A 25932-nucleotide genomic window follows, 5' to 3' on the forward strand; every position below is an offset into this window, starting at 1 on the left:
CGTGTCGCTGGATGAGTGGTGGGCGTCGCGGTACATAAGGAGCGACGACAGCGCTGGGAATCCCGCAATGCCAGCGAGTCGGTCGGCTTGCGGCTGTCCTCCTCTTCCTTTGTACACGTAGGGAGTTTAGGATGCGCCCACACGTCCGGGCGGCTTCGTGTGGACCCGGGGGAGAAGAAGAATGTCGTTCGTCAAACGCCCGGGAGGGGACCCCACACAGATGGCCGGCGGCCTGCGCGAGCCGGAGCTGCCGATCTTCGAGGAGAAGGCGATCACGTCACGCGTGGCCGAGAAAGCCGTGAGCGCATTCCAGGCGAAGGGCGGCGCGGCGTTCGAGGAGCTCGCGAGCCGCGCGGGCGCGGCGGGCCTGGGCGGGGGCGGCGGCGCGCTGGGTGGGACCGACCTCACGTTCGCCTGGGAAAACGCGGCCGGGCCGCAGGGGCCGTGGAGCCACCTGCGTGTCGTGTCCGTGCGCGGGACCGAGGCCCTCTCGAGCCTGTATCGTTATGAAATCACGGCCCTCGCCCGCGAGCCCGCGCCCGAGCTCGATCCGGACGAGCTCATTCAAGCACGCGCGACGTTGCGGATCGCCACGACGACGTTGCCTTCGTTTCGCGTCGTGCACGGCATCGTCGTCGAGGCCGAGGAGCTCGGGCCCGTGCCGGGGGGCATGCTCTATCGCCTCGTGCTCGCGCCCCCGCTCACGCGCGCGATGCACCGCATGCGTTGCCGCATCTTTTTGGAGAAGACCACGCGGCAGATCATCGACGCGGTCTTGCAAGGCGATCCGGAGCTCACGCTCGCGGTCGGGGCAAACGCGCAGCCCGACGGCGGCGACGATCTGAGTTTCTCGCCGGCGATGGAGCGGTACACGTGGCGTATCGCGGATGCCTCGCGCATCGACGAGGTGGCCACGCGCGGGTATTGCGTCCAGTACAACGAGAGCGATTTCGCCTTCGTTTGTCGGCTTCTGGAGGAGGAGGGTATCTCGTTCCATTACGAGAACGGCGACGGGGTTTGCCTGCTCGTCCTCTCGGACAACGACGCGGGCCGCACGCGCCTCGACCCGTTCGAGCCGCTCGGCCCCGGCATCGTGGGCCGCGCGGTGCAGTCGATGAAGCTCGGGGCGCGCATGCGCCCGCGCAAGGTCTCGCTCCTCGATTACAACTGGAAACAACCCACGCTCGACATGGCCGTCGCCGAGCCGGCGCGGCCGGCGAGCGCGGACCTCGTCTACCACGAGTATCCGGGGCGCTACACGGAGACGCCGGCCATGGGCAAACCGCTCGCGGCGGCGACGCTCGATCGGCTGGAGGTGGAGGCGAGTTACGCCGTCGGCGAGAGCTCGTGCCGCACGATCGCGGCGGGCAGCATCTTCGCGCTCGAACACCCGCAATCACGCTACGAGGGCGAATACCTGGTCACGAAGATCGAGGTCCGCGCCGAGCAAGCGGGCGTGTTGCCGCCGAGCGTGGCGACGGCGATGCCGCTCTCGGGCGTGCCGTATGTCGTGACGTTCGAATGCGCGCGGCGCGGGAAGAATGGCTCCGTGGCGGAGTCGAGGTTCCGCCCGGCGCGCGTGACGCCGAAGCCGCGCATTCACGGTTCGCAGACGGCCTTCGTCACGGCGGAGCCGAGCACGAAGGGAGCAGAGATCCACGTGGGAGGGCCCCCGGGCGCCGAGATCGGCTGCGTCCGCCTGAAGTTTCACTGGGACACGGACACGGCGCGGCACGCGAAGGAGCCGACGTCGTGCTGGGTGCGCGTGAATCAGGTGTTCGCGGGCGTCGGCGAGGGCGCGGTATTTCATCCGCGGGTCGGGGTGGAGGCGATCGTCGATTTCGAGGAGGGAGATCCGGATCGGCCGATCATCGTGGGGCGCGTGTACAACGGGAAGAACCGGCCGCCGGGCGGAGCGCCCACGGTGAGCACGTTCAAGACGATGTCGAGCCCGTCCTCGGGGGCCTTCAACGAGCTCACGTTCGACGATACGGCGGGCAATGAGCAAATCAAGATGCACACGCCGTTCAACTGGAACTCGGACGCCGGCAATGATCGGACCGAGAAGGTGGGGAACAACAGCGCGTCGACCGCGGGCGTGGATCGCAACGAGATGACGGGCTCGAACCGGACCACGATGGCGGGCGGGAACAACGCCGAGGTGGTGGGGGGCAACGAGTCGGTCACGGTCGGCGCGAACCAGAACATGAACGTCGGCGCGAACCAGTCGGTCAGCGTCGGCGCGAATCGGTCGGTCGACGTCGGCGCGAACCAGTCGGTCACCGTGGCGGGCAATCACACCGAGACGGTCACGGGCAACCGAGAATCGACCATTTCGAGCAACGACAAGCTCACGGTGACGGGCACGCAGGACGTCCACGTGACGGGCGCGCAGACGGAGAACTACGGCGCGACGCAGGACATCACGGTCGCGGGGAATCAGAAAGCGCAGATCGGGGGCGAGCAGACGATCGAGGTGACGGGGCCGCAGGGGCTCAAATCGGGGGCGAGCCAGAAGATCGAGGCGCCGGCGCAGGAGATCAAGGCGGACGGCACGCAAGCGTTGAAATCGACGGTCCTCACGGTGAACGCCGCAGCAATGGCGACGGTCGAGACCACGATGCTCACCCTGAACGGGGCCGCCTTCACGCAGATCAATACGGCGAGCCTGGTGATCACCGCGGGCACGATCACGATCAACGGCGGCGCGATCAGCATCAACGGCGGCACGGTGAGCGTGAAGGGCTCGCCGGTCGACATCGACGGCGGCGGCGCGGTGAACGTGACGGCCGGGCTGATCAAGCTGAACTGAGCGCGCATGAAATTCGTCAACGAGACTCCGCTGCCGGCGGCGATTGTTCCGAACGGCGAGGAGGACGATCGGATCACGGCGCTGTTCCTCTGCGCGATCACGTACCGGATCGCGCCGGGCGGGCTCGAGCTCGTCCCCGGGCAACGGCCGCTCCTGCTCGACGCGCGGTCGAAGGTACCGCACGACGCCATGTTCTCGAAGGAGGTCACGTCCGTGTGCGCGACGGGCTTCGTGTATCCGCGCCGGGGCGACCGCGCGCGGGAGGCCACGGCGTCGCTGCGCGTGGGTTCGTCAGACCTGCACATTCATGTGTTCGGGACGCGGGTCTGGCAGCGGGGCGCGCTCGGGGGGCTCGCGTCGAGCTCGCCGATCCCCTTCGAGCGGGTGGCGATGAGCTGGGAGAATGCGTACGGCGGCGTGACGAAGGCGCCCGCGGCGGTCGTCGAGATGGACGGGGAGGAGGCGTTCGTCCCGGAGCACGAGTCGGGGTATCCGCTGAACTTCGACGGCAAGGGGTTTTACACGGACGAGGCGCGCGCCGAGAATCAGCCGCTCCCGCAGCTCGAAGATCCCGCGGCGCTCGTGCGCTCCTGGGACGATCACCCCGAGCCCGTCTGTTTCGCGCCGTATCCGCTCTGGGGCGGCATGCGGGCGAAACACGTGGTGAAGGGGCAAGAGCTCGACATGACGGGCGTCCGCAAGCTCGGCAGCCGCGCGGCGCCGCGAATGACGTTCGACACGATCGGCGCAGGGACCGAGATCGTGCTCGCAGGAATGCGCCCCGGAGGCTCGGTGCTCGCGTTCGTGGTGCCACGATCGCCGGTCGTGATCGCGATGTCGGTCGGGAACATGCGCGAGACGATCGTGCCGCGGCTCGACGCGGTCGACATCGACGCCGAGGCGTGTGAAGCGCGGTTCCTCTTCCGGGCCAAGGCGACGTACGGCCTCGTGCAATTCGAGGAGCGGCGGGCGGTGCTCTCGCCGAGCGAGTTTTTCCCGAAGGGGTGAGCGGCCATGGCGAACAATTTCCACACCGATGCGGGATGGCTGCTCGTCGGGATCGATGGGCACAATGGAATCCACTGGCCGTTCGTGCCGACGTGGTTCTTCAAGCTGAACCTTCTGCACCCGCTCTCGATGGGCGACAAGCAGAAGCCGACGGTGATGTTCAATGGCGTGCCGTCGGTGACGCACGGGCACGAGCCCTCGAAATTGTGGCCGCACATCGGCATCTTCCCGAGCCCGCTCGATCTGATGACGCCGCTGCACATCCTCTTCGGCTCGCACAAATGCTGGCTGCCGCGGGGCGCCGTCCAGATCTGCGGGGAGCAGGCGACGTGTTGCGTGATCGGCGGAGCGATGTCGCTCAACGCCGATTGCTGGGAGTACGGCAAATGGCCGACGTCGCTCGTCGAGGACCCGGGCACGGTGCAGACGACGCCCACCGTGATGGATTTCCTCATGGGCGCGGTCTCGCTCGCGGTCGACCTCGTGATCGATCTCGCGTTCGAGGTCGTCATGAACGTCGGCGGCGCGGCGCTCAAGAAGTTCGGCGACAGACTCATTGCCCCGTTCTTCAAGAAGGCAGACGAGGCCGTGGAGGGGGTCGCGAAAAACGCGGACGAGGTGCTCGGCGAGGGGCTCGAATCCGCGGCCAAACAGAGCGACGAGGTGGCCGGGGAGGCGGCGGAGGGCGCGGCGAAGAACGCGGACGGGCAAGCCTCCGATCTCTGCGACGAGGTGCGTTGCGAAGGCGGGCACCCCGTGGATCTGACGAGCGGAGACGTCGTCGATCGAAAGGTCGATCTGGTCTTGCCCGGGGCCATTCCGTTCGAATGGAAGAGGCACTATTCGTCGAAACGCGCGCTCCGGCGGACCTCGCTCGGCCGCGGCGGCTGGGCGCACGATTTCGACCAATGGATCGAGCGCACGGACGACGGGCTGCTCTCGCTGCGCAGCGAGGAGGGGCGCGACGTGTATTTCCGCGCGCTCCGCGTGGGCGAGCGCGCGTTCCACCGGATGGATCGGCTGACGCTCCGGGCGCTCGAAGGCGGGGCGTTCGAGGTGACGAGCCACAAGACGCGGCTCGTGCGGCATTTCGCCCCCGAGGCGCCGGGCGAAAAGGCGCTTCTCCAGTCGATCCGGGACGCGTACGGAAACTCCATCGAGCTCGAATACACGAACGGCCGCCTGCGCCGGGTGATCGATACGGCCGGCCGCGAGGTGCGCGTGAAGACGACGCACGGCGGGCGTATCGCGCGGCTCGAGGTCTGGGTCGGTGATTCGTTCGAGCAGTGGGTCGATTACACCTACGCGAAGATGGGGGAGCTCGAGAGCGTGACGGACGCGCTCGGGCAAACGGAGCGGTACGCGTACGACGAGGATCACCGGATGGTGAAGACCACGCTGAAGAACGGCGTGAGTTTTCATTATGCGTACGATCCGGAGACCGGGCGTTGCAAGAAGACGTGGGGGGACGAGGGGCTGCACACGCTGGTCCTCACGTACGACCTGGAAAAACGAATCACACGGGTCGAGGGGAACGAGGAGCCGAGGATCCTTCACTGGAACGAGTCGGGGCTCGTCGTCCGGGAGGAGACGCCCGACGGGACCCTGATCGGCACGTGGGAATACGACGCGCACAATTACCTGGTTGGCAAGACGAACGGCGCCGGCGAGGCGACGCGGTACCGGTACGACGAGAGGGGGAACAAGGTCGAGGAGGTCGATCCCGCGGGGAACGTGACCCGGTGGGAGTACGACGACGATCTCGCGGTGTTGCGGGTCGGTCCGGACGAGCTCACGACGCGGTTTTCGCGGGACGTGTTCGGCGCGCTGCAGCGGGTCGAGTATCCCACGGGCGTCCGGTATTCGCTCGGGTACGACGAAAAGGGGCGCCTCACGTGCGTGAGCGGGGACGAGGGGATCCTCGTGGAGATCACGCACGACGCGCAGCACAACGTCGTGGCCGAGGTCGACGCGCGTGGCGCCCGGACGACGTACGAGCACGACGTTCTCGGCCGGCCCGTGCGGCGAACCGACGCCCTCGGGCGCTTCACGGCGGTGGAGTATGATCGCCTGGGGCAACCCCTTTCCGTGCGGAGGCCGGACGGCACGAGCACGCAATCGGCGTACGATCCGCTCGGCAATCCGATCCGCGTGGTCGACGCGTCGGGGCAGGTCACGCAGATGGAGTACGGCGGGACGGGCGTGCTCACGAAGCTCGTGCAGCCGGACGGGCAGACCTTTCGGTTCAAGTATTCTGCCGGAGAGAAGCTCCGCTGCATCGAGAATCCGCGCAGCGAGAAGTACGAATTCGTTTACGACGGGGCAGGGAGGGTGGTCGAGGAGGCCACGTTCGACGGGCGGGTGCTGAAATACGGGTACACGAAGGCGGGGAGGCTCGGGCGGATCGATTATCCGGATCGCAGCCATCGCGCCTTCGAACACGACCGGCTCGGCAACGTGCGCCGCGAGGATACGACGGACGGCCCGATCTCGTTCGAGCGGGATCACCAGGGCCGGATCCTCGGCGCGGTCTTGGAGCAGGACGGGAAGCGGGTCGTCACGGTGTTCGAGCGGGACCGCTTCGGCCGCGTCGTGGCCGAGATCCAGGACGGAAAGCGGATCCGGTACGAGCTCGACGCGCATGGCCGAAGGACAGCCCGCGTGATGCCGGACGGCGCGACCACGCGGTATCGGTACGACGCGCCCGGGAACCTCGCCGGCGTTTCGCACGACGGCCACGAGATCAAGTTCGATCGCGACGTACTCGGGCGGGAGACGGCGCGGCGAGACGGCGCGGGGAGGTATTCGATCCGGAGCGAATACGACTCGAGGGATCGGATCATCGAGCAACGTGTCGAGGCGCGGAGACCGGGCGGCGGCGTGCCGCAGGCGGTGGTGCAGCGGCTCTGGCAATACGACGCGCTGGGGCGGGCGAAGCTCGTCGAGGATGCGCGGTGGGGCGCGACGGCGTATCGATATGATCCGGTCGGGCAGCTCGTGGAGGCGCAGCGGGGCAGCCTCCGCGAGGTGTTTGCGTATGATGCGGCGGGGTCGATCCAGAGGATGCTCGACGGGCTGGAGGCGAACCCGGCGCAGGCGGACGAGGCCGAGCCGTGGGAGATTGGCAAGGGGAACTTGCTGCTCCGCACGGATCGCGCGAAGTATTCGTACGATCGGCGGGGGCGTCGGGTATCGAAGGAAGAAGCGGGCCAGCGGACCACGTATCGCTGGGATGCACGGGATCGGCTGCGCGAGGTCGTTCTACCGTCGGGCGAGCGGGTGCTCTTCACGTATGACTCGTTCGGCCGGCGGATGCGGAAGGAGATTCACGACGAATACGGAGAACGGCGATACGCCGTCGATTTCGTCTGGGATGGGGATGTCCTGGCGCAGGACATCGATGACCGGCACGGCAAACGCTGCTTCATCCATGCACCAGGCACGTTCGTGCCGCTGCTCCAGTCGGAGCGGGGGGAGGTGTTCAGTTACGTCGTCGATCAGGTGGGGGTACCGAAGGAGCTGATCGACCGGGAGGGGCGGATCGCGTGGTCGGCGGAGCATTCGTCGTGGGGGCGGGTGACAAACACGTACCGCGACGCCGATCGTACGGATCGACACCCACGGACCGTGCAATCACCGTTCCGGCTCCTCGGTCAATACGAGGACGAAGAAACGGGCCTTCATTGCACGAGGTTCCGGTACTTCGACCCCGATGTCGGCCGGTGGTGCAGCGCGGATCCCAAGGGGCTGCGTGGCGGCGTGAACGCGTATGCGCTGGATGGCAGTCCGACCCACGTCGTCGATCCCCTGGGGCTCACGACCAAGCTGAACATCGCCGCCGGAGACAACCCGATGGTGGGAGCGGAGAACGTCGATATCAACCCCGGGCATCCGGACGTGAAATTCGGCGACGGCGGCGTCGCAAATGGCCTCCCCTTCGCCGACGCCACGTTCGACGAGGTGCACGCGATCAATCCCTACGGCTTCAACCCCGCCAGTGCAGAGGTCGCTCGGGTCACGAAGCCAGGTGGCACGCTTTATGTTACGGGCTCACCGTCCAACAAGTATGCCAATCAGCGCCTGGATGCGCTGGCCCAAGAGGGCGGGTTCGAGTTCGTCGAAGAAAGAAGCATGATCCCCGAACACGACTTCGGACAACAAAAACTGACGGATGGAAGGCCGCTGAAAACCGACAACTCCAGGACTCGTATCTACAGGAAGCCCTGCGGCGGCGGGTGATTGCGATGCTCGATCTCACAGCCGATAGGTTCGACAGGGTCGATTTCACCGAGGCCACGGTCCTTTTCGAGCCGAGCTGGATACTCCCCGAGACGGTCGAATTTCAGGTCTGGGGACTGACGTTGCTCGCCTGCCCGGACGACCCGGCGTGGCCTTCCGTGCCGGCCCCAGCCGATGCGGCGGTCGCGGGGGACCTGTACGTGGCAGGTCTCGCCATCTTGAGGTTTGCCATGGTCCGTGGAGGCCGATTCGAGGCGAGCCTGTACGACCCTGATTGTCCTGGCGAATTTGCTCGCTCGTGTCGAGGAAATACGATCACCTTGACCAGGTCGTGGAGGGAGGACCAAACCAAGGGGGCGTTGGCCAGGTACTGCATGGATTGCGGGCTCGCCTGGCCGCAGGCCGCCTGTCATCTCGAGTTGTACGCCAGCGGGCCTGTTTCTCTGGAGCTTCCGCCGGAACAGTACATTTCGGTGGGCGAATACGTCCGCAACCCGGCCCGATATCACTGGCGACCGGAATCGGGCCACAAGGAATAGCTCCCGGGACGTCGCTTCAGATCCACTTGCTGATCAACTTGGTTTGGGTGAGCTGTGCCGCGTCCATCGCAGCCATCACCCGCACCACCCCCGCCCACGTCATCACGACCCGCCTCGCCTCCGCATCCACCCGCACCGATTGCAGCACCGTCTCCGGCGTGAATACCTTCGGGCTGCCCGGCGGCATCACCTCGATCCGCGGCCGCTCCCCCGGCAGGGCAAACCTCGTTTCCGCTTGCCCTTCGACGAGCCCCTGCAAGATCACCGTCTCGTCCCCGCGCAATCGCTCCACCGCCATCCCCGGCGCCGCCCCCTGCAGCCCACGCGGTAAAACCTCGTTTTTCCGGAACGGACCCGCGAGATCCTCGCCGTCCGCGAATTGCATCTCCCGGATCGGCTTCGTCGCCGGATCGTGCTCCAGAAACCCGCCCATGAGCCGCATCATCCGCGGATACCACGTGTGCGGCACCCACCCGATCCCCGCAGGCATCGGCTGATCCAGCCACTTCTTCCAGTGTGGCACGAAAAACCGCGACGGCGTCAGCGGGTCGCCTGGATCCTCGATCTGCGGGAGCAACGCCCCATCCGCCCGATCCCGGTCCACGTCGATGAAATAAGCCCGCCCCACCTTGTTCCGCGGGTACGCGAAGACGCCCTCTTGCCGCGGCGAAGGCTCGATCCTCCGCCCGTTCCGCCGCTTCGGCGGGCAAAGCTCGTCGTGCGCGTACGCGTCGTACCCGCCATACGCGAGATCCCACGCGAGCGGCACGCTCTCGAAAGGCGCCGGATCCGAGAACCGCACCGCTCCGTCGATCGAGACCTCCGCCCGCCGCTCCCCGAGCACCCGGAGCACGCGCGCGTTTTTCCCGACCGCCACCCGCACCGCCGCCTCGCGCGCTTTCCCACCCGGCGCATACGCCCGCCCCGTCACGATCACGTCGGTCGCGACCTTCGGCGGGAAGAGGTCCATGTCGTCCCGGAGCCCGCGCATGCGGCCGTCGTCGCCGACCTCGAGGTCCGGCTCCCTCCGCACCGGCACCTGCTCGTCCGCGAGCCTGAGCTTGCCCCCGCCGAACGAGTAAGCCCGTTTCGCCACGCAGACGAGCCACAACTTGCCGTCCGTGCTCTTCGCGTTCGCGACTGCCTGCGTGCTCGTCATGCCACCCGTTCCCCGAACTCGGTTATCATGGCCCCGTGAAGGACGACGCCGAAAAAAACGCTCCGCCCGCGGCCCTCGCGTCCACGCGAGGCGAGACGCTCGCCGCGCCGGCGCGCACGATCGGGCTCGCCTCCGGACGATCGATCGAAATCGAAGAGACGGGCCGCGAAGAGCACATCAAGGTCCGCTCGGCCGACGGAAACCTCGTCCTCTCGCTTCGCCTGACCGACGAGGGGCCCGTCCTCTCGCTCTCCGCGGTCTCCCTGGAGATCGCCGCCCAGAAGCACCTCGCCCTGAAGAGCGACACCCTCGCGATCCAGACGTCCGGCGACGCCACGCTCGACGTCGGCGGGAGCCTGCACGAGCGCACGCGCGGCAGCGCGATCCGCGAGGTCGGCAAGGCGTCCATCGAGCGCGCCCGCGAGGTGAGCATCGAGGCCGCGCCCGGCGGCGTGGTCGTCAAGGCGAACGACGACGTCTCCATCACCGGCGAGCGCGTGCGGCTCAACTCGGACGAACCGCCCATGCCCCTCACCTGGGAAGAACACCACGCGCGGCAAGCCAAGCGGCTCGCCGCCGCGGCGGAGCGGACCCACGAGATCGGTGTCCCCGGCCTCGGCCCGTTCCGCATCCCGGAGCCCTGAGGCGCGCCTCACGCCCGCCGCGCGGCCCGGAGCGCGTCGTTCGCCGCGTCCCCGAGCTTCATGTCCGTCGCCACCTTCCGGGTCCACAGCCGCACGATCGGCATGAGCGCGGGGCGCTGGATCCGCAACGCGTCGAGCACCTCGTTCGCCTTGCCACGTTCGATCGCGACGAGCAGGCGCGTGAACGCCTCCAGCGTGATCGGGCCGCGGAAGGACTCCACCTTCGCCACGTACGCCGCGTCGTAGGCCTCGCGCAGCTTGTGTGTCCCGCGCGCCGACTCCGCCTCGATCGCGTCGGCCCAGCGTCGCTCGTTCTTGCGCCACGAGCGCTCGCGTAGGCCGTGCGCCTCGAGCACCTTCGCGCGATCCTTTTTCCCTTCGGCGATCTCGGCGGCGATGGCCGCGGTCTGCTCGATCGTGAGCTCGATCGGCGCCTCCGGCTCGGGCTCGGCCGGCGCCGCCTTCAGCTTGCCCGCCGGCTCCGTGGTCGGCGCAGGCTCGATGCTGGCCGCTGCGGCCGCGGCGGGGGTTTCCGCGGGCGTAGGTTCGCTCTTCGCGAGGGGGCCGAGCATCGCGGGTTTTTCCACGGCCCGCGCCGTCGTCGGCGCGGCCTCGATTTCGACTTTCCCCACGATGCCGAAGAGCGCCGGCGGGGGCACGTCGAAGGGCATCGGCGGCACGTTCGTCCGCTCCTCCTTCGCCGGGACGTCGAGCGGCTTCGTATCGGGCGCCTCCGAGGTCACCTCCACCGGCGCCGGGCGCTTCGTCGGCTCGAACGGCGTTGCCGGCTTCGACGCTGCCAGGGCGGGGACGTGGGTCAACGTTCGCGGGCCCGATCCCTCGTCCTCGTCCTTCGGCGGAGGTGAAGCGCGCGGGGCCTCGTCGCGGATCGCGATGCTCGGCAGCCCCGGCCCTCCCGCGACGAACGGGAGCACGGGCGCCTGCGGCGCGTTTTTCCCCGCCGACGTCGCGAGCGGAATCGTCGCCTCCACGTCGCCTCCGGCGATCGGCCCCGCGCCCTCCATCGAGACCGCGACGAGCCCGACCTCCGCCGCATGCGCGAGCAAGATCACGCCGCGCCACACCAGCATCGCGATCTGCCGGTCCGTGTCGATGGTCAACGTGTCACAGCGCAGCCGCACCTCCTGCGGCGGCCCACCCATGCGTTCCACGGTCACGCGCGGGACGACGCGGGTGAGCTTCGTTTCGAGCCGCGGATACGACGGGTGCAGGTTCACGAGCACGATCGGCTCGTCCCCCGCGAGGTTCGCGAGCTGCTGATCGGCGGGCGCGAGGTTGAAGTACGCGCCGTCCACGTCCTCGGGCAGCGGCTTCGTGTTCCAGGTGCCGGGATCCCAGCTCGCCGCGTGTTTTCCGAGGAGCGAAAGACGCGCAGGCGACGTCGGCGCGACGGGGCCGAAGCCCTCCGCGACCCAGCCGCGATCCGCGCGGACCTCGATCGCCTTCTGCAAGGTCCCCACGCCGAGCTGCGCGACGAGCGCGGCGGGCGCGCCGACGGCGGGCGGCTTCGGCGGATGGGCGCGCCCGAGCACGAGCACATCGGCCCTTCGTTTGAACGGGGCCATGTCGCTCGCGGGGCTCTTCGTATCCCAGACGGCCTCTCGTTTCACGGCGAGCGGCGACTCGCCGGGCGCGAGCTCGAAGGTCGCCTTGCAGATCACCGTGACGGCGTGCGCGTCCCGTCGCGGCTGCCAGGGGAACAAGGAGGCGCGCAGGACGCAGAACGACACGACATTCATGGGCGCAGCTTACCGCGATGCGGCACCGTCATGAAGCTGCCGTTCGACTTGCCGGCTCCGTTTCCACTGGAGACTTCTCCGGTATCGCTGGTGCAGCCAGCCGCTGCGAGCGCTGCAACGAGGACGACGATGAACCGCGCGACGACGCGCGCCGATAGAGCAAAAGGTTGGAGAGAGGAGCGTCGCGACATATCTCGTTTTCTGGGGTGCGCCTGAAACATATCGTCCGGACGGCGCATTACGCGGCCGCGCGGAGCCGTGATATCCTCGCGAGCGTAGGGTCCCATGTTGCGGGGCCGATGCCTCTCGAGGAGCCACCATGCCTTTGCTTCGATCACTCCCGTTGCTGATGGTCCCCTTTCTCGGCGGCTGCTTCTTCGGATCGGGGGATCGAGAGCTCCCGCCGGTCGAGCACAGCGCGGGTTTTTTCGCCGAGTTCGATCGGATGATCGACGACACGATGTCGCGGGGCTCGCTCGACGAGAAGGCGCATACGCTCGACGTCGAGTTCGCGCGTCGCGTGGACGAGGGGCCCGGGCCGAACGAGGTCGTGGCCGTCGGAGCCACTTGGGAAAAGGTCGAAGCCTTCCTCTCGATCGGGCTGCTCTCCGCGGATGTCATGGCGCCGATCGTCGGCTCCGAGCAGAGCCGGGTGGACATGTTCGAACACGCCGCGGACAGGGTGCTTCGGAGCGACACCACGGCCATCGCTGCCTGGAACCGCACCGTCCGCGACATGGGCTTCACCGACGCGCGGATGGAGCCCACGGGAGAGCTCGTCTGGGAGTCGCTTTACCTCGTGCTCACCGAATCGGAGCACGCTTATCAGGACGTCTGGGTCGAAAGTGGCACCTGGGTCGAGGGCGCCTGGGTCCGCACGGAGGGGTATTACGAAGAGCTCTGGATCGACGGGTATTACGAGTCCGTCTGGCAGGATGGCTCCTGTCGCGACGAATACGTCGACACGGAGTGCGACACGTACTGGGTCGAGGAGACCTGCTACGACGTGTGGATCGACGATGGATACTGGGAGACGTACTGCTCCGGGTACGATGACGAAGGCAACTGCGTGGAGTGGACCGACGAGTGGGTGAGCACGGGGTACTACGAGACCCAATGCGAGCCAGCGCATTCGTACGAGGAGTGTACCGACATCTACGAAACGGTCTGCGATCCGGGGCAATGGGTGGATACGTGGATCGAGGGCCACTGGGTCGAGGGGGCGTGGGTCCCCGGCGAGCTCGTCTGGGTGGATGGGTACTGGAGCGACACCTCGGGTTATCGGACCGTGGCGCTCCCGGCAGAGGAGGCCGAGATCCTCGCGGCGGGCATCGTATACGTGGCGTCCTTCGGGCCGGAGCGCGTGGGCGCTGATTGTTATGCGAGGCTCGACGAGGCTCTCGTGCAATCGGCCGGGAGCCCGCCCGAGAGCGCCGTGACGCTCTCGAGGGACGCGATCCTGGCTTGCCTTTCGCCGCGCTGAGTCGAAACGACGACGTACTACACGCACCGGCATCCGGAGTTCTGGGAAAACCCCGAGGTATCGAGAATGGGCTGCCGATGGTGATCACGCCGCGCTGACGTCAGGCGTTCCGCGCGAAGATCGATCCATTCAGGGAGCGACGGGGCAACGCGGCGCGATGTATTCGCCGCTGGGATTCGTGCTCCAGGCATCGAGCTCGACCCGGAAATGAACTTCGTTCTCGTCGATCGAGAGGATCTCCAGCGTCCCCGGGCCGAGCGAGCCGCCGCCCCACGGGCAATCCTCGGGGCTCGGCGAATTCTGCTCGCCGGTCTCGGACATGTAGCTGTACGCGAGGAGCTCGGGGCTGTCGAGGTCGTAGACGCCCACCTGCTGCAGCTCCGGGGGAAGCGCGATGCTGAGCTGCCAATGACCACCGCAGGTCAGGTCCGTGGTGGGCGAATCGCAGGAGGCGCCGAGGTCCGAGACACGAAGGAAAAGATCGTTCGGGTTCAGCTCCGGGCCGCCGCCCGTGCTGGAGCTGCTGCCGCTGGGATCATGGTTGGCCCAGTATTCGTCCCAGAGGACGTCGAGCTGCGCGCGGGTGAGGGCGACGGCGATGAGGCCCGGATCGGGATTCGAGCCGCTGGAGCTCGTATTGCCGCCCGTGCCGCCCGTGCCGCCCGTGCCGCCCGTGCCGCCGTCGCCGCCGGTGCCTTCGTGGGCATTTTTTTCATCGCCGCCACCCTGGACGACGTAATTGCCGCACGCGGCGAGGAGGACGGGGAGGAGGAAGAAGGGAAGGCGCTTGAGGTTCATGCCCACTCATAAGACACGTTTCGTGCCAAGCAGAAGCGCAGGTCATTTCATGGGTTTACGAGGGTGTGTGCCAGGTGTGCCGGCATGGTGTGCCTGCGTGTGCCTGATGCTGGCACAGTGTCACGCGGGGGGCGGGGGTGTGGTGGTAGGCTCGGCGTTGCCACGTCGCTGACGCGGCTCCACATCGCGGAGAGGGCACGAGGAGCGCGACAGCGAAAAGCGGCTGCTCGCGCTTTTGTGGGAGCCTTAGCCCCCCGCCTTCTCCCGGGGCGCGAAATCGAGCGAGGCCGAGTTGATGCAGTACCGCATGCCGGTCGGCTGCGGGCCGTCCGGGAAGACGTGGCCGAGGTGGGCGTCGCATTTCGCGCAGCGGACCTCGGTGCGGAACATGCCGTGGCTCGTGTCTTCGATCTCCTTGACGGTGCCCTTCGAGATCGGGGCCCAGTAGCTCGGCCAGCCGCTGCCGGAGTCGTATTTCGTGGTCGAATCGAAGAGCGGCTCGCCACAGCAGACGCAAACGTAGCGCCCGTCGGCCTTGTGGTTCCAGTACTTGCCCGTGAAGGCCCGCTCGGTGCCGCCGCATCGGCTGACGCGGTATTGCTCGGGGGAGAGGCGCTCGCGGTAGGGATCCTCGCGCTCGGGTTGGCTCGACATGAAAGGTCCTCCGCCGCGTATCCTAGCGCGAGGCGCGGCGTCGTTCGAGCCCCGCGCACGAACGCGGGAGGTGGAGCGCTTGACGGGCCTCAGGGGAGGCTGTAGCGGCTAGGAGGCCCCTGCCGATGGAGGAGCGACGCCATGGCTGCCAAGATGCCCCTCGTGACCGAGGACGAGTACATCGAGCGCGAGCGCAAGAGCCCCACCAAGCACGAGTTCTGCCGCGGCGTGATCACGGCGATGGCCGGCGCATCGGCCAGGCACAACGCGCTCTGCGCGAACATGATCGTCTCGCTCGGCGTCGCCCTTCGTGGAGGTCCCTGCGCCGTCCTGACGAGTGACCAACGCGTCTACGTCGAGGCGACGGGGCTCTACACCTACCCCGACGTCGTGGTCGTCTGCGGCGCGCCGCAGTTTCACGCGAAGCACCGCGAGAACCTCTTGAACCCCCGCGTCATCGTGGAAGTCCTCTCGCCGACGACGGCGCGGCACGACCAGACGTCCAAGTTCTCCCATTATCGCATGATCCCCTCGCTGGAGGAGTACGTGCTCGTGTACCAGGACGAACGGCGGATCGAGCATTACAAGAAGCTGCCCACGGGGCAATGGTTGCTCACCGAGGCCACGGGGGACGAGGGGAGCGTGGAGCTCTCCGCGCTCGGCTGCACGATCCGGCTCGCCGACGTGTACGCAGGCGTCGACCGGTTCGCGCCGGAGCCGGAGGGCCAGGGGAACGAGCCCTGAGCGGGCTCAGCCCTCGATGAAGCTGTCCTGATAGCCCGGATCCTCGGCGCCGAGCGCGGCCTCGGTCGGGAGCAAGGGCTCGAACGTGTCGAGCATGACCGCGAGCTCGCTCGTCTCCTTCGTGCCGATGCTGGCCTCGTAGGAGCCCGGGTGCGGGCCGTGCGGGATGCCCGCCGGGTGGTGGGAAATGCTGCCCGGACCGACGCCGCGGCGCGAGGTGAAGTTGCCGCGGCAATAAAAGATGAACTCGTCGCAGTCGTACGACGAATGCGGGTACGGGCAGGGGATCGCCTGCGGGTGGAAATCGACCACGCGCGGGACGAAGCTGCAGACGAGCGCGCCGCGCGCCGCGAACGTGCCGTGCCAGTCGGGCGGCAGGTGCACGAGGCCCGCGCGCGGCTGGAAGTTCAGGATCGGGAAGACGAACGGATACACCGTGCCGTCCCAGCCGACGACGTCGAGCGGCGAATGCGCCATGGAGAAGCCATGGAAGCCGCCGTCGCGCTTGACCACGAGCTTGCGGATCCCCTCGTCCATGGGCCCGACGAACGCAGGCTTCTTGAAATCGCGGTGGCTGTAGGGCGCGTCCATGCGGAGCTGCCCGACGTCGTTGCGCCATTTCGACGGGATGTGGATCCCGCCCATCGCCTCGAGGCAGAGCCACGATTGCAGCCCCGCGTCGGGGATGAAGCGATAGAAGAGGCCCCGCGGCACGTAGATGTAATCGTCTTTTTCGTACCGGAGATCGCCGAGCATCGTGCGCAGAAGGCCGCTGCCCTCGAAGACGTAGAAGAGCTCGTCGGCGTCCGCGTTCGAGAAATAAACGGGATCGGGCGCGTCCGGGCGGGCGATGCCGATGACGACGTCGCCGTTGTAGAGCAAGGGGACGCGCCCGTCGATCTGCGGGCCGCTCGGGGTCGGGACCGAGGTCGATCGATAATGGCGCTTCGCCAGGGGGCGCTGCGGGGCCGGCGCCGGGAGCGCAAACCCGTGCTCGGCGGGCGCGACGCGGTGCTCGTGCGGGCGCCGCTCGTGATACGCGATGGTGTAGGGCCCGTCGAACCCGCGACGCGTCAGGCATTCCTCCCAGCGGAGGGCGCCCTTCGCGTCGCGGAGCACCGTGTGGTGCTTCGGCGAAAGCTCCCCGAAGGCGAGGCGCTCGATCATGCGACCTTGCCTTCCGTCTTCTGCTGCCGCTCGATGCTCTCGAACAGAGCGCGGAAGTTGCCGCCGCCGAAGCCTCGATCGCCCTTGCGCTGGATGATCTCGTAGAAGAACGGCCCGGCGTCCGGATCCCCGTGCGTCCCGGCCGACTCCTTGAGGAAGATCTGGAGCAGGTATTTGCCCTCGGCCTCGCCGTCGACGAGGATTTCGAGGTCGCGCAGCACGTTCACGTCCTCGTCGATCTGCTGGACGCCGAGCGATTTCAGGCGCGCCGGGAGCGCGTCGTAATACGAGCCCGGCGTGGGCATGAACTGGATGCCGCGCTCGCGCATGTGCTTCACGGAGGTGAGGATGTCCTTCACCGCGATCGCCGCGTGCTGCACGCCGTCGCCGCGGTGCTCCTCGTTGAAGATGTTGATCTGCGAGCTCTTGAAATACGGCCGGTACGGCTCGTTGTTCGCGAACTTCACGCCCGAGCCCGGATCCCACATGACGGCCGAGCGCAGCCCCGAGCCGTGATCGCCGCCCTTCTTGACGTCCTCGGTGTGGAACTGGATCTCCCAGAACCGCTCGAAGCCGAGCACGTGCTCCATCCAGAGCAGCGCGGGCGCCATCGTCTGGAAGTTCGTCGTGATGTGATCGAAATGGGTGAAGCCGAGCGTGTTCTTGCCCCCGCGCGGGATGTCGTAATGCACCGCGCCCGGGAAGAGCTTGCGATAGTTCTTGCGCTCGACGAAGCGGAACGTCGTGTCGCCGAAGGGCGACGTGATCGAGAACGAGGCGAACTCGCCGCCGTCCTCCTTCACGCGCGTGATCTCGTCGATCGGGGTGCCGCCGCGCCCGTCGAGCAGGCGGAACGCGCGCTCGATGTCCTCGACCTCGAAGATGAGCGTGCCGACGCCGTCCGGGTGCTTGCGGAGGTACCGCCACGCCCGCCCGCCCTCGCCGAGCGGCTGCGAGCACATGACGATGCATTCGCCGGCCCGGAAGACGACCGAGCGCTGCTTGGCCGCCTCCTCGAGGTCGGGGCTCGAATGGGCGATCTCCTCGAAATCGAGCTTCTCCGTGTAGAACTTGCGGCTCCGCTCGAGGTCGCGGACGTAGTAGTGAAGCGCCTCGATGCGCTTGATCCCGATGGATTCCACCTTCGACATGATCTCGATGACTCCTTCACGCACCAGTCACGGCGTCGATTTGCCGATCCGGATGAGCGGCCTGGAAGGCCGGTAGCGACGCGCATTCTTCTTCGATGCGCACGAGCGAGGGGAACGCAGTGACGTCCACACCGAAGCGCCGTGCAGCAAAAAGTTGGGGCACGAGGCACGCATCGGCCATCGTGGGCGCGTCGCCCACGGAGAATCGGCCCTGGACGGGCCCGGCGAGCGATTGGTACGCGGCGAGGCCCTTCTCGATGAAGCGGCGCGCGAACGCCTGCTCGTCGCCGCCGAGCTCGGTCTTCACGAGCTTGAGCACCGAGAGGTTCTGGAAGGGCTGGATGCCCGCGTTGATCGTCTCGGCGAGCTGCCGCGTCCGCGCGCGGAGGAACGAATTGGCCGGCAGGAGCGGCCGCTCGGGATATCGCTCCTCGAGCCATTCCATGATCGCGAGCGATTGCCCGAGCTCGTGGATCACGCCGCCCTCTTCGACCTCGAGCGTCGGCACCTGAGCCATCGGGTTTTTCGCGCGGTAATCGTCCCGGAATTGCTCGCCGCCGTCCTTGACGAGGTGCACGGGGACGTACTCGAAGGGGATGCCTTTGAGGTGCAGCGCGATCCGCACGCGATAGCTGCACGAGCTGCGCCAGTATCCGTAGAGCTTCATGGAGAGACCACCTTTTGCTCGATGCGCCCGAAGATGTCTTGCCCGTCCTCGCCCCGCATCTCGATGGCGATGGTGTCGCCGGGCTTCATGAAAGGCGTCTTCGGCGCGCCCTCCTCGATGGTCTCGATCATGCGGCGCTCGGCCAGGCAGCTCACGCCGCGCGCGCGATCGACGTTGGAGACGGTGCCGCTGCCGAGGATCGTCCCGGCGCCGAAGGCGCGGGTCTTCGTGATGTGCTCGACGAGGTCGAAGAAGGAAAAATGCATCTCCGGCCCGGCCTCGGGATCACCGATCAGCGCGCCATTGTAGGTCGAGAAGAGCCGGAGGTGGACGCGGCCGTCCCGGAACGCGCCGCCGAGCTCGTCGGGCGTGACGGCGAACGGCGAGAATGCGGTGGCGGGCTTCGATTGAAAAAAGCCGAATCCCTTGGCGAGCTCGGCGGGGACGATGTTCCGCAGCGTGACGTCGTTCGCGAGGCAAAGGAGGCGCACGTGGCGGTGCGCGTCTTCCTTTTTGGTGCCGAGGGGGACGTCGCCGAGGATGACGCAGATCTCCGCCTCGAAATCGAGGCCCCAGCGCGCGTCGTGGAGGACGATGTCCTCGCGCGGCCCGAGGAGCACCGAGGAGCCGCCCTGGTAGACGAGCGGATCGGTGCGGAGCGTCTCGGGCGGCTCGGCGCCGCGCGCCTTGCGGACGAGGACGATGTGATTGATGTACGCGGAGCCGTCGACCCACTCGTACGCGCGCGGCAAGGGCGGCGCGAGCTTCGTGGGATCGAGAGGCTCACCGGGGATCTCGCCGCGTTCGAGGCGGGCGGCGAGGTCGCGAAGGCGCCCCTCGACTTCGTCCCAGCGATCGAGCGCGGCCTGCATCGTGGGGATGTCGGACGGCGCCGGGGTGAACACCGCGCCGTCGCGCCGGACGACGATGAGCGTGCCGTCCCTTCCCGGTCCTCGTAGGCTCGCGAGCTTCATGGATGTCTCTCCGCCACCTGGGCGAGCGTCGGGTAGCACGAAGGGGGAGGGAGGTTCAACCCCGGAGGCGGGCGCGGGGAAGGAAGCGGGGGCGGAGGCGGGAAGGGAGCGCGTCCTCGTGAACGGGATCGCGGCGCCTGGACCTCAGGGCGAGCACAGGTTCCCGTCGCACGTGCACAGGTTCCCCTCGCACGTGACGGGGACGCCGAGGCCGAGCAGCGCGAAGTACCGTTCGGTGATCTCGGCATGGCACGTTCGAGCCTGGGCATCCGTGATCGTCAGGTCGCGGCTCTCGGTGATTCCCTCCGCGGCATCGGAGAAAAAGTAGCTGCACACGGGGGCTCTGCCCGTCGGGATATCGACGAGCGCGATTTGAAACGCGTCCGAAGGGACCGTCATGCGGGTCTCGGCGAGCGCGATCGTGGACAAACCGTCGAATGCCTGGGGAAACACGTTCACGAGGTTCGGCGTCCACGTCGTACCGATCGCGGCGAGCTCCCCGGGCAGCCAGCAGGGGCACGCGTCTTCCGCGATGCAGGGCATGGGCGGATCGGTGGCCTCGCGCAGGGCATCGTACTGCGTGAGGAGCTGGGGCCCCATGGTTTCGCAGGGGCCTGTGGTCTTCGCGTCGCAGTCGAGCGCCTCGCAGTACGTCACGCAGAGGCCGTGGAGCCCCGGCGTGACGTCCGGCGTCGACAACACGTCGCATACGGCGAACGTCGCATTCTTCGAGGACGACTCGGCCCGCGAAACGTTCGGCCCCGCGCAAAGCAAAAGGGCGCCCAGGGCCAGCGTACGAAGAACCTGCGGCATTTTCATGGTTGCCTTCCTCGCTCTCCGCGGGACCATCGTCGCAGAGAATCGAATCTCTGCAACGAGTTCCAGAATTCCAATGGCTTGAAAATATCGATTCAATGCGGGCGGGCGACGACGCCCCGACTCTGCGCGCGCCTCCGGACGATCGCCCGAGCGCCCGGCGCCGGCCCTGTGGTCGGGATCGCACGGGCACCGAAGGATTTGCGTTTTCCGACCATGTCGAGTAGGCGTCGCCAGCGTACGCCCGAGGGGGAGGGTCCCCGAGGCGAGGCATCAGGAAAGACCTACGGACATGAAGAAGATCGTTTTCGCATTCGCGGCGCTCGCGCTTTTTGGTTGTGCCAAGGAGGAGGCGGCGCCGAGCCCCGCCGGCGGTTCGTCCGCGAAGGCGGCCGCCCCCGCCGGCTCCACGATGCCCGCGACGGCCGAGGCGAAGCCCGAAGCCAAGCCGGAAGCCAAGGAAGAGGCCAAGCCGGCCGCGCAGAAGGGCCTCGAGGCGGGTCAGGTCATCATCGGCTACCTCCGCGACCCGAAGGACGAGGGGCAGTGTGCCGCCCTCGTGGCGCCCGAGGCCGAGAAGGCGAAGTTCGACGAAGCCAAGATCGCCGACCTTGCCAAGACGCTCAAGCTCGACGTCGCCAAGTCCTGCCCGTCCGAGGGCGTCGTGGGCGTGTGCTACGCGATGGGGATGCTCGTGAATTACACCGGGCCGAAGTACACGAAGGAATCGGCCCAGGCGGATTGCACGAAGGGCCGCGGCAAGTTCATCGAGTGAGGGATCGACGCTCGGGGGGCTACGCTCGGGCGAGCTGAGCTATACCCCGAATCCCTGTGCCGGCGTGTGCCGCCCGAACCGCGATTCGGGCGGCAATGTCAGGGCTCGCGGGCGACGCGTCTTTCAGCGGGAGACGAGGTCCGTCATCCACGGCACGTCGGCGGGCGTCGCGGCCTCGAGGCCCTGCGCCCACTCCTCGTCGGTCATTCGCTCGAAGTTCGACGTGATCTTCTCGAAATAGGACGACGCCAGGCCGACGAAGGCCCGCGGCGTGCCGCACGGATCGGCCGTCACGACCATGAGGCGCGGCAGGCCCGTCCCCACGTGCAGGACACGGCCAACGGGGGTGCCGAACTCGTCGGTCGGCTGCGTGTGCACGTCGGCGATCGTCGGATCCTGCTGGACGCTCTGGAAGTTGTCGAAGAACAGGTTCGCGTACCAGCCCGTCGCGCCCTCCGGATCGCCGCAGCCCATCTGCACCTTCACGGCCTGGTTGATGAAATCGAGGTGCTCCTGCGTGAGCGGGATGCCGTCGCGCTCGTTCTTCGCCATCTCGCCGAGCTTCTGGGCCACGTCGCGCAGCGTGGCGAAATACGCCGGGATCCGCTCGGCGAGGTATGCGTTGCTCGAAAGATCGAGGGTGTCGACCATGGCGGAGCCGTGCTCGGCGAGCTCGGCGATGCGGGCATAGAAGGCCGGGTACGGGTCCACGAACGCGTCCGGGAACTGGCACGAAGCGCCGCCCGTGTACGATTGCTTCGCGTAGAGCAGCGTGTCGTGCCGGAGCTCGGCCCAGGACGCGAACTGCGTGTTCATGAGCCTGCGGCCCCAGGCCTCCGTCTTCGCGACGCCGGGCAGGCCCGAGGTATCGCCGGCGAGGGTCTTGTTCGGCGAGAGCTCGCGCAGCGAGACGAGCCAGCGGTTGTAGAGGTTGTCATTCCAGAACGATTCGGGGTGCGCGTCGACGAGGACGCGCATCATGTGCAGATCCGGCGCGTACTGGAATTTTTCGAGCTCGGGCACGAGGAGCTGCCCGGCCTGATCGTTGCCGAGCGCCGCGAAGCCGACGTCGAGCGGGTTCGGCATCATGCGATAGACCTCGCCCTTCTTCACGCGGTCGTAGACCACGTTCGAGAAGACGTGCGAGTCGACGACGTAGCGCTGGCCGAAGAGCGCGAAGCTCGACGAGAGCGGCAGCGTGCCCTTCCCGAGGCCGTTGATCATGATGTGGCTCGAGATCCGCTGCGTGCCGTAGCCCTTTTGCAGCACGACCTTGGCGATCTCGTCGTCCGCGAGCCCGGCGAGCCCCGAGGCGTCGGCGACGCCGAGATCGCCGAGCAGGCCGTCGAGCTCGGGCAGGGTCATGTAATCGCTTTCGCCGACGAACGTGCGAATTGCGCTGTCGATGCGGGTATAACGCTTCTGCTGATCGCCCTGGGCGAGGGCGTGGAGGACGTAGGCGCCTTCGAGTTGCCGGCGCTGGAAGACCTGCGAGCCGTCTTCTTGCGTCTCGATGATGCGGAAATCGATGCGGCCGAGCCACATCATCGCGCGGAAGTAACGCTCGAGCTCCGGCGACTCGGTGTAGTGGCCACGCGGCTCGAACTGCGAGAAGTCGATGATGCGATCGCTGCCGAAGAGGCGCGCCTCGCCCATTCCCTGGTGGGCCTTGGCGCCGTCGACGAGCTTGACGATGTCGGCCTCCTGTGCGCCCGCGACGGGCGCGACCGCCTGATCGGTGAGGAGCGACAGCGCGACGGCCGTGAAGAGATCCGCGTCCGCGCGCGCCTCGGTGCCGAGCGCGGAGCCGCCGCCGGCCGCGAGCTCGGCGCGCATCGATTGGAGCAGCGTCTGGAGCTCGGGCGCGAGGGACGCCGTCTCGACGGCCTTCAGGATGGCGTCGTAGGAGCGGTGGACGGCGTAGAGGACCGAGTCCGCCGACACGTAGAGCGGCAGATCGAGCGCATAAATGCTCTCGTAGCCGTACACGAACGTGGGGAATCGTTTCTTCTCCGAGATGACGAAGCCGTGTTCCTTGAGCTTGTCCATCTCGTCGGCGTCGAGCCCGAGCGAGGAGGCCTGGATCAGCGGGAGGCCGTCGGCCTGCGCGGGATCGTAGGAGAGGCCGTTCGCGAAGGAGACCGCATACTGGCTCGCGAAATCGGCGGCGGTCATGTTCGCCGATTTTTGCGCCTCGTCGAGGAGCGCATCGAGCTCGGCCTGTTGATCCGGCGCCATCGGCGTGGGCGGCAGGGCCGTTCCATCAGGCTTTCGAGGCTGATCTTCCAGCGTCGTGAAACAGGCGGTGGCGAGGACCGCGAGGAGCGGGACGGAGCACAAGCGAAGCAGCGGCGTGCGCATGGTGGATTCCCCTTCCGCGGCGGCTCGAATCGCCGCGCGCGCCATTCGCCTAGCAAGGCGCGTGCCCCCTCTGCTCGGCCGCCGCTACGTTCAGGTCGAGCCCATCTCCGCCTTGAGGCGCGCGATCTCCTGCGCCGCCTCGGCGGCCCGTTTCTCGGCGGCCGCGAGCTTGGCTTGTTTTTCGGCGAGCTCGGCCTCCTGCCTGGCGCGGAGCTGCTTGGCCTCCTTCTCCTTCATGGATTCGAGGAGGGCCTTCTGCCGCGCGAGTTTTGCTTCGAGGCGCGTGATCGATTGGGAGAGCTCGGCGCTCGTCGGGGTCCTCGATCCGCCGCTCGACAGGAAGAATCGATCGGCGAAATCGCGCGGGACCTTTCCTTCGAGGATCCCGTGCACGAGCTCGCCGATTTGCCCCGCCGTGAGCTTGCGGAGGGCATTGACGTCGTTCACCAGTGAAGTCCGCGGGCCGGCGACGAAGGTATCCATGGCCTGCTCCGCGAGCGAAGTCTTGGTGACGGCGTCGTCGGCCTTGACGATGGCCGACGAGAGCTTCTGCGCGATCACGTCGAGCGCGGGCACGTTCGCGGCGCCGAGGGGCCCTACCCAGGCGCGCATGGTCTCGAGCTGGGCGCCGAGAAGGGGCCGCTTGAGCTCGCTCGGGCTTTGCCCCTCGAAGAGCTGCCGATAAAGCGGGGCCTGAAAATCCTGATCGTACGCCGCGAGCACGGCCTTTTTCGTCTCGTCGACGAGGAGATTGAGCACATCGTCGGCGGCGACCACGAGCGCCTTGGCGAAGGCGATCCCATCGAGGAGGGCGTCTTCCTCGGCCTTGCGCTTGCGGACCTCGGCGCGGAGGGCGGCGAAGGACTCGGCCAGCGGAGCGGTGTCCGGGTACGCCTTCGAGGTCAACTCGGTGTGGCGAAGCTCCTCGTCGAGGTCGTCGAAGGGCTCGTCGATGGCAACGGTGCGGGGTCCGGTCATGGGTTGTGTCCTCACAAGGTGGGCGGGGAAGGTGTAATCGGGAGCCGTCGGAGAACGCAGAACGGGGGCGGGAGGCTTCCGGGAGGAGCGCGTTCTTTCCCGGAGCCGCGCGGGGAGGGGTCGACGGGAGGTTTTTGGCGAGGCGCGCCGCGCGGGGAGGGGTCCCCGCGGGGATTTGCCGGCGGGGAGGTCGAGGGGAGGGGGGCTCCCCGCGGGATTTTGTCGCCGAGGGGCGGGCGGCGGAGGGGTCCCCGCGAGGAATTGCGGCGCGGATTTTTGGTGGGGAGGGGTCGCCGGGGAGGAGCGCGGCGCGGAAATGTTCGTGCGGAGGGGTCCCGGGGTGGGCGCGGTTGACGGGGGTGGCCGCTGAGACCTGTCATCGTGGGCATGGACGTGCTGCGAGTCACCCGTGCCGCCCTGATGCTCGTGGGCGCCGCCCTGCGGTTCTTTCGGCTCGGGCTTGCGGTGCTCTTCGCGGCTTGCGTCTCGGTATGGCTCCTCGGGTGTGGCGCAGCGCGCGTGCCCGCGGAGGGGTGGGCGGAGGAACTGCACGGAAAGAGCGTGTTTCGCGTCTGCCGGCGTCATCCCCGCGTCGGCCCGAATGCGCGCTACTGGTACGAGCTCGGGGACGGAGTGCATCGACCGGCGTTCGAACCGCTCGAAAAGCTCCTGGCATACCGGGGAGCGGATCGGGCGCGAGTGGGGAGCGACGCTCGGCAAGGCGGACGAAGTGAAGGCCACCTTCGACGGTTTCAGTCTCGGCGGGGCGCCACCTTCGACTATTTGGGACGGGAAGACGATGCAGCTCGTGCCCAAGGACATTCATCGGGCCACGGGCCACACCGGCGGGTCGCAACAAAAGGGAAACCGTGACATGGTAATCAAAGACCGCGGAGAACCTCTGAGCGAGCAGTCCCTCCAAGAGCTGGAGGAGAAGCTCGGCGTGCGCCTGCCCGAGCCCTATCGTCGGTTCTTGCAAGAGTACAATGGAGGCCGGCCAGAGCCGGACGTACTCGACATCGCCGGGGCTCCCTTCGGGGGCGCGAGCGTCAGAATGTTCTTCGGCGTGGGAAAAGACTAGAACTCATCTCATAAACCGTCGAGTAGGTCCATCGGCTCCAACATCCCACTTTGTAGGATCAATCGAACGAGGCTCGGTCCAGTCGTCGGTACATTTTTGATTGCTGACGACATATGCAGGTG

General features: G+C 67.4%; 20 protein-coding genes. 9 read left to right on the forward strand and 11 right to left on the reverse strand.

Going from position 1 to position 25932, the window contains the following annotated elements; genetic code table 11:
- The first annotated feature begins 181 nt into the window (after nt 1-181).
- Genes tssI through QHF84_RS46415 form a run of 4 tightly spaced genes read left to right on the forward strand, consistent with a single transcriptional unit; the run spans nt 182 to nt 8598 of the window.
- Entirely contained in the window at nt 182-2812 is a 2631-nt protein-coding gene (gene tssI, locus QHF84_RS46400; RefSeq protein WP_281320062.1) for a type VI secretion system tip protein TssI/VgrG, read from the forward strand.
- A gap of 6 nt (nt 2813-2818) precedes the next feature.
- Nucleotides 2819-3820: a DUF2169 domain-containing protein gene (locus tag QHF84_RS46405; protein WP_281320063.1), complete on the forward strand. Its 1002-nt coding sequence runs from the start codon at nt 2819-2821 to the stop codon at nt 3818-3820.
- A gap of 6 nt (nt 3821-3826) precedes the next feature.
- Complete coding sequence (locus tag QHF84_RS46410; RefSeq protein WP_281320064.1) at nt 3827-8059, forward strand: DUF6531 domain-containing protein; 4233 nt, start codon at nt 3827-3829, stop codon at nt 8057-8059.
- A 5-nt stretch (nt 8060-8064) separates the two neighbouring features.
- Nucleotides 8065-8598 carry a hypothetical protein gene (locus QHF84_RS46415; RefSeq protein WP_281320065.1) on the forward strand — a complete coding sequence of 178 codons (534 nt, stop codon included), beginning with the start codon at nt 8065-8067 and terminating at the stop codon, nt 8596-8598.
- A 16-nt stretch (nt 8599-8614) separates the two neighbouring features.
- Here the strand turns inward: QHF84_RS46415 and QHF84_RS46420 are convergent, their stop codons facing one another.
- Nucleotides 8615-9757 carry a DUF2169 domain-containing protein gene (locus QHF84_RS46420; RefSeq protein WP_281320066.1) on the reverse strand — a complete coding sequence of 381 codons (1143 nt, stop codon included), beginning with the start codon at nt 9755-9757 and terminating at the stop codon, nt 8615-8617.
- A gap of 35 nt (nt 9758-9792) precedes the next feature.
- Between QHF84_RS46420 and QHF84_RS46425 the strand changes: the two genes are divergently transcribed.
- Nucleotides 9793-10401, forward strand: coding sequence for a hypothetical protein (locus QHF84_RS46425; protein WP_281320067.1), 609 nt, complete (start codon nt 9793-9795; stop codon nt 10399-10401).
- 8 nt (nt 10402-10409) lie between these two features.
- On the opposite strand, the gene QHF84_RS46430 is transcribed toward QHF84_RS46425, so the two are convergent.
- Nucleotides 10410-12161: a DUF2169 domain-containing protein gene (locus QHF84_RS46430; RefSeq protein WP_281320068.1), complete on the reverse strand. Its 1752-nt coding sequence runs from the start codon at nt 12159-12161 to the stop codon at nt 10410-10412.
- Nucleotides 12162-12480: 319 nt separating this feature from the next.
- Between QHF84_RS46430 and QHF84_RS46435 the strand changes: the two genes are divergently transcribed.
- Entirely contained in the window at nt 12481-13644 is a 1164-nt protein-coding gene (locus tag QHF84_RS46435; protein ID WP_281320069.1) for a hypothetical protein, read from the forward strand.
- Between the two features lie 129 nt (nt 13645-13773).
- Here the strand turns inward: QHF84_RS46435 and QHF84_RS46440 are convergent, their stop codons facing one another.
- Both QHF84_RS46440 and msrB read right to left on the reverse strand, forming a co-directional pair.
- Complete coding sequence (locus QHF84_RS46440) at nt 13774-14442, reverse strand: hypothetical protein (RefSeq protein ID WP_281320070.1); 669 nt, start codon at nt 14440-14442, stop codon at nt 13774-13776.
- A 246-nt stretch (nt 14443-14688) separates the two neighbouring features.
- Nucleotides 14689-15096: a peptide-methionine (R)-S-oxide reductase MsrB gene (gene msrB, locus QHF84_RS46445; protein ID WP_281320071.1), complete on the reverse strand. Its 408-nt coding sequence runs from the start codon at nt 15094-15096 to the stop codon at nt 14689-14691.
- 141 nt (nt 15097-15237) lie between these two features.
- Here msrB and QHF84_RS46450 point away from each other — a divergent pair, with 141 nt between their 5' ends.
- A complete protein-coding gene (locus tag QHF84_RS46450; protein ID WP_281320072.1) occupies nt 15238-15840 on the forward strand; it encodes a Uma2 family endonuclease in 603 nt (200 codons plus the stop codon).
- Nucleotides 15841-15846: 6 nt separating this feature from the next.
- Here the strand turns inward: QHF84_RS46450 and QHF84_RS46455 are convergent, their stop codons facing one another.
- From QHF84_RS46455 to QHF84_RS46475, 5 genes are all read right to left on the reverse strand, one after another.
- Nucleotides 15847-17007 (reverse strand): homogentisate 1,2-dioxygenase, encoded by a 1161-nt coding sequence (locus QHF84_RS46455; protein WP_281320073.1) that lies wholly within the window; start codon nt 17005-17007, stop codon nt 15847-15849.
- Nucleotides 17004-18158 carry a VOC family protein gene (locus QHF84_RS46460; protein WP_281320074.1) on the reverse strand — a complete coding sequence of 385 codons (1155 nt, stop codon included), beginning with the start codon at nt 18156-18158 and terminating at the stop codon, nt 17004-17006. Before QHF84_RS46460 ends, QHF84_RS46455 begins: the two co-directional genes overlap by 4 nt.
- Before the next feature lie 16 nt (nt 18159-18174).
- Nucleotides 18175-18825 (reverse strand): maleylacetoacetate isomerase, encoded by a 651-nt coding sequence (gene maiA, locus QHF84_RS46465; protein ID WP_281320075.1) that lies wholly within the window; start codon nt 18823-18825, stop codon nt 18175-18177.
- Nucleotides 18822-19799 (reverse strand): fumarylacetoacetate hydrolase family protein, encoded by a 978-nt coding sequence (locus QHF84_RS46470; RefSeq protein WP_281320076.1) that lies wholly within the window; start codon nt 19797-19799, stop codon nt 18822-18824. The genes maiA and QHF84_RS46470 overlap by 4 nt, the downstream gene beginning before the upstream one ends.
- A gap of 144 nt (nt 19800-19943) precedes the next feature.
- A complete protein-coding gene (locus QHF84_RS46475; RefSeq protein ID WP_281320077.1) occupies nt 19944-20618 on the reverse strand; it encodes a hypothetical protein in 675 nt (224 codons plus the stop codon).
- 289 nt (nt 20619-20907) lie between these two features.
- Here QHF84_RS46475 and QHF84_RS46480 point away from each other — a divergent pair, with 289 nt between their 5' ends.
- Nucleotides 20908-21390, forward strand: coding sequence for a hypothetical protein (locus QHF84_RS46480; RefSeq protein WP_281320078.1), 483 nt, complete (start codon nt 20908-20910; stop codon nt 21388-21390).
- A 123-nt stretch (nt 21391-21513) separates the two neighbouring features.
- Here the strand turns inward: QHF84_RS46480 and QHF84_RS46485 are convergent, their stop codons facing one another.
- Nucleotides 21514-23751, reverse strand: a complete 2238-nt coding sequence (locus QHF84_RS46485; RefSeq protein ID WP_281320079.1) for a DUF3160 domain-containing protein — start codon at nt 23749-23751, stop codon at nt 21514-21516.
- 90 nt (nt 23752-23841) lie between these two features.
- Nucleotides 23842-24729 carry a hypothetical protein gene (locus QHF84_RS46490; protein WP_281320080.1) on the reverse strand — a complete coding sequence of 296 codons (888 nt, stop codon included), beginning with the start codon at nt 24727-24729 and terminating at the stop codon, nt 23842-23844.
- A 730-nt stretch (nt 24730-25459) separates the two neighbouring features.
- On the opposite strand from QHF84_RS46490, the gene QHF84_RS46495 reads away from it, so the two are divergent.
- Entirely contained in the window at nt 25460-25810 is a 351-nt protein-coding gene (locus QHF84_RS46495; RefSeq protein WP_281320081.1) for an SMI1/KNR4 family protein, read from the forward strand.
- Nucleotides 25811-25932: the final 122 nt, after the last annotated feature.

This window comes from Polyangium sp. y55x31 (assembly GCF_029946505.1).
GTDB lineage: Bacteria > Myxococcota_A > Polyangia > Polyangiales > Polyangiaceae > Polyangium.

Bases quoted from the DNA above. Each gene is read 5' to 3' on its own strand.
- tssI (WP_281320062.1), top strand. From the start codon at position 182: ATGTCGTTCGTCAAACGCCCGGGAGGGGACCCCACACAGATGGCCGGC.
- QHF84_RS46405 (WP_281320063.1), top strand. From the start codon at position 2,819: ATGAAATTCGTCAACGAGACTCCGCTGCCGGCGGCGATTGTTCCGAAC.
- QHF84_RS46410 (WP_281320064.1), top strand. From the start codon at position 3,827: ATGGCGAACAATTTCCACACCGATGCGGGATGGCTGCTCGTCGGGATC.
- QHF84_RS46415 (WP_281320065.1), top strand. From the start codon at position 8,065: ATGCTCGATCTCACAGCCGATAGGTTCGACAGGGTCGATTTCACCGAG.
- QHF84_RS46420 (WP_281320066.1), bottom strand. From the start codon at position 9,757: ATGACGAGCACGCAGGCAGTCGCGAACGCGAAGAGCACGGACGGCAAG.
- QHF84_RS46430 (WP_281320068.1), bottom strand. From the start codon at position 12,161: ATGAATGTCGTGTCGTTCTGCGTCCTGCGCGCCTCCTTGTTCCCCTGG.
- QHF84_RS46435 (WP_281320069.1), top strand. From the start codon at position 12,481: ATGCCTTTGCTTCGATCACTCCCGTTGCTGATGGTCCCCTTTCTCGGC.
- QHF84_RS46440 (WP_281320070.1), bottom strand. From the start codon at position 14,442: ATGAACCTCAAGCGCCTTCCCTTCTTCCTCCTCCCCGTCCTCCTCGCC.
- msrB (WP_281320071.1), bottom strand. From the start codon at position 15,096: ATGTCGAGCCAACCCGAGCGCGAGGATCCCTACCGCGAGCGCCTCTCC.
- QHF84_RS46450 (WP_281320072.1), top strand. From the start codon at position 15,238: ATGGCTGCCAAGATGCCCCTCGTGACCGAGGACGAGTACATCGAGCGC.
- QHF84_RS46455 (WP_281320073.1), bottom strand. From the start codon at position 17,007: ATGATCGAGCGCCTCGCCTTCGGGGAGCTTTCGCCGAAGCACCACACG.
- QHF84_RS46460 (WP_281320074.1), bottom strand. From the start codon at position 18,158: ATGTCGAAGGTGGAATCCATCGGGATCAAGCGCATCGAGGCGCTTCAC.
- maiA (WP_281320075.1), bottom strand. From the start codon at position 18,825: ATGAAGCTCTACGGATACTGGCGCAGCTCGTGCAGCTATCGCGTGCGG.
- QHF84_RS46470 (WP_281320076.1), bottom strand. From the start codon at position 19,799: ATGAAGCTCGCGAGCCTACGAGGACCGGGAAGGGACGGCACGCTCATC.
- QHF84_RS46475 (WP_281320077.1), bottom strand. From the start codon at position 20,618: ATGAAAATGCCGCAGGTTCTTCGTACGCTGGCCCTGGGCGCCCTTTTG.
- QHF84_RS46480 (WP_281320078.1), top strand. From the start codon at position 20,908: ATGAAGAAGATCGTTTTCGCATTCGCGGCGCTCGCGCTTTTTGGTTGT.
- QHF84_RS46485 (WP_281320079.1), bottom strand. From the start codon at position 23,751: ATGCGCACGCCGCTGCTTCGCTTGTGCTCCGTCCCGCTCCTCGCGGTC.
- QHF84_RS46490 (WP_281320080.1), bottom strand. From the start codon at position 24,729: ATGACCGGACCCCGCACCGTTGCCATCGACGAGCCCTTCGACGACCTC.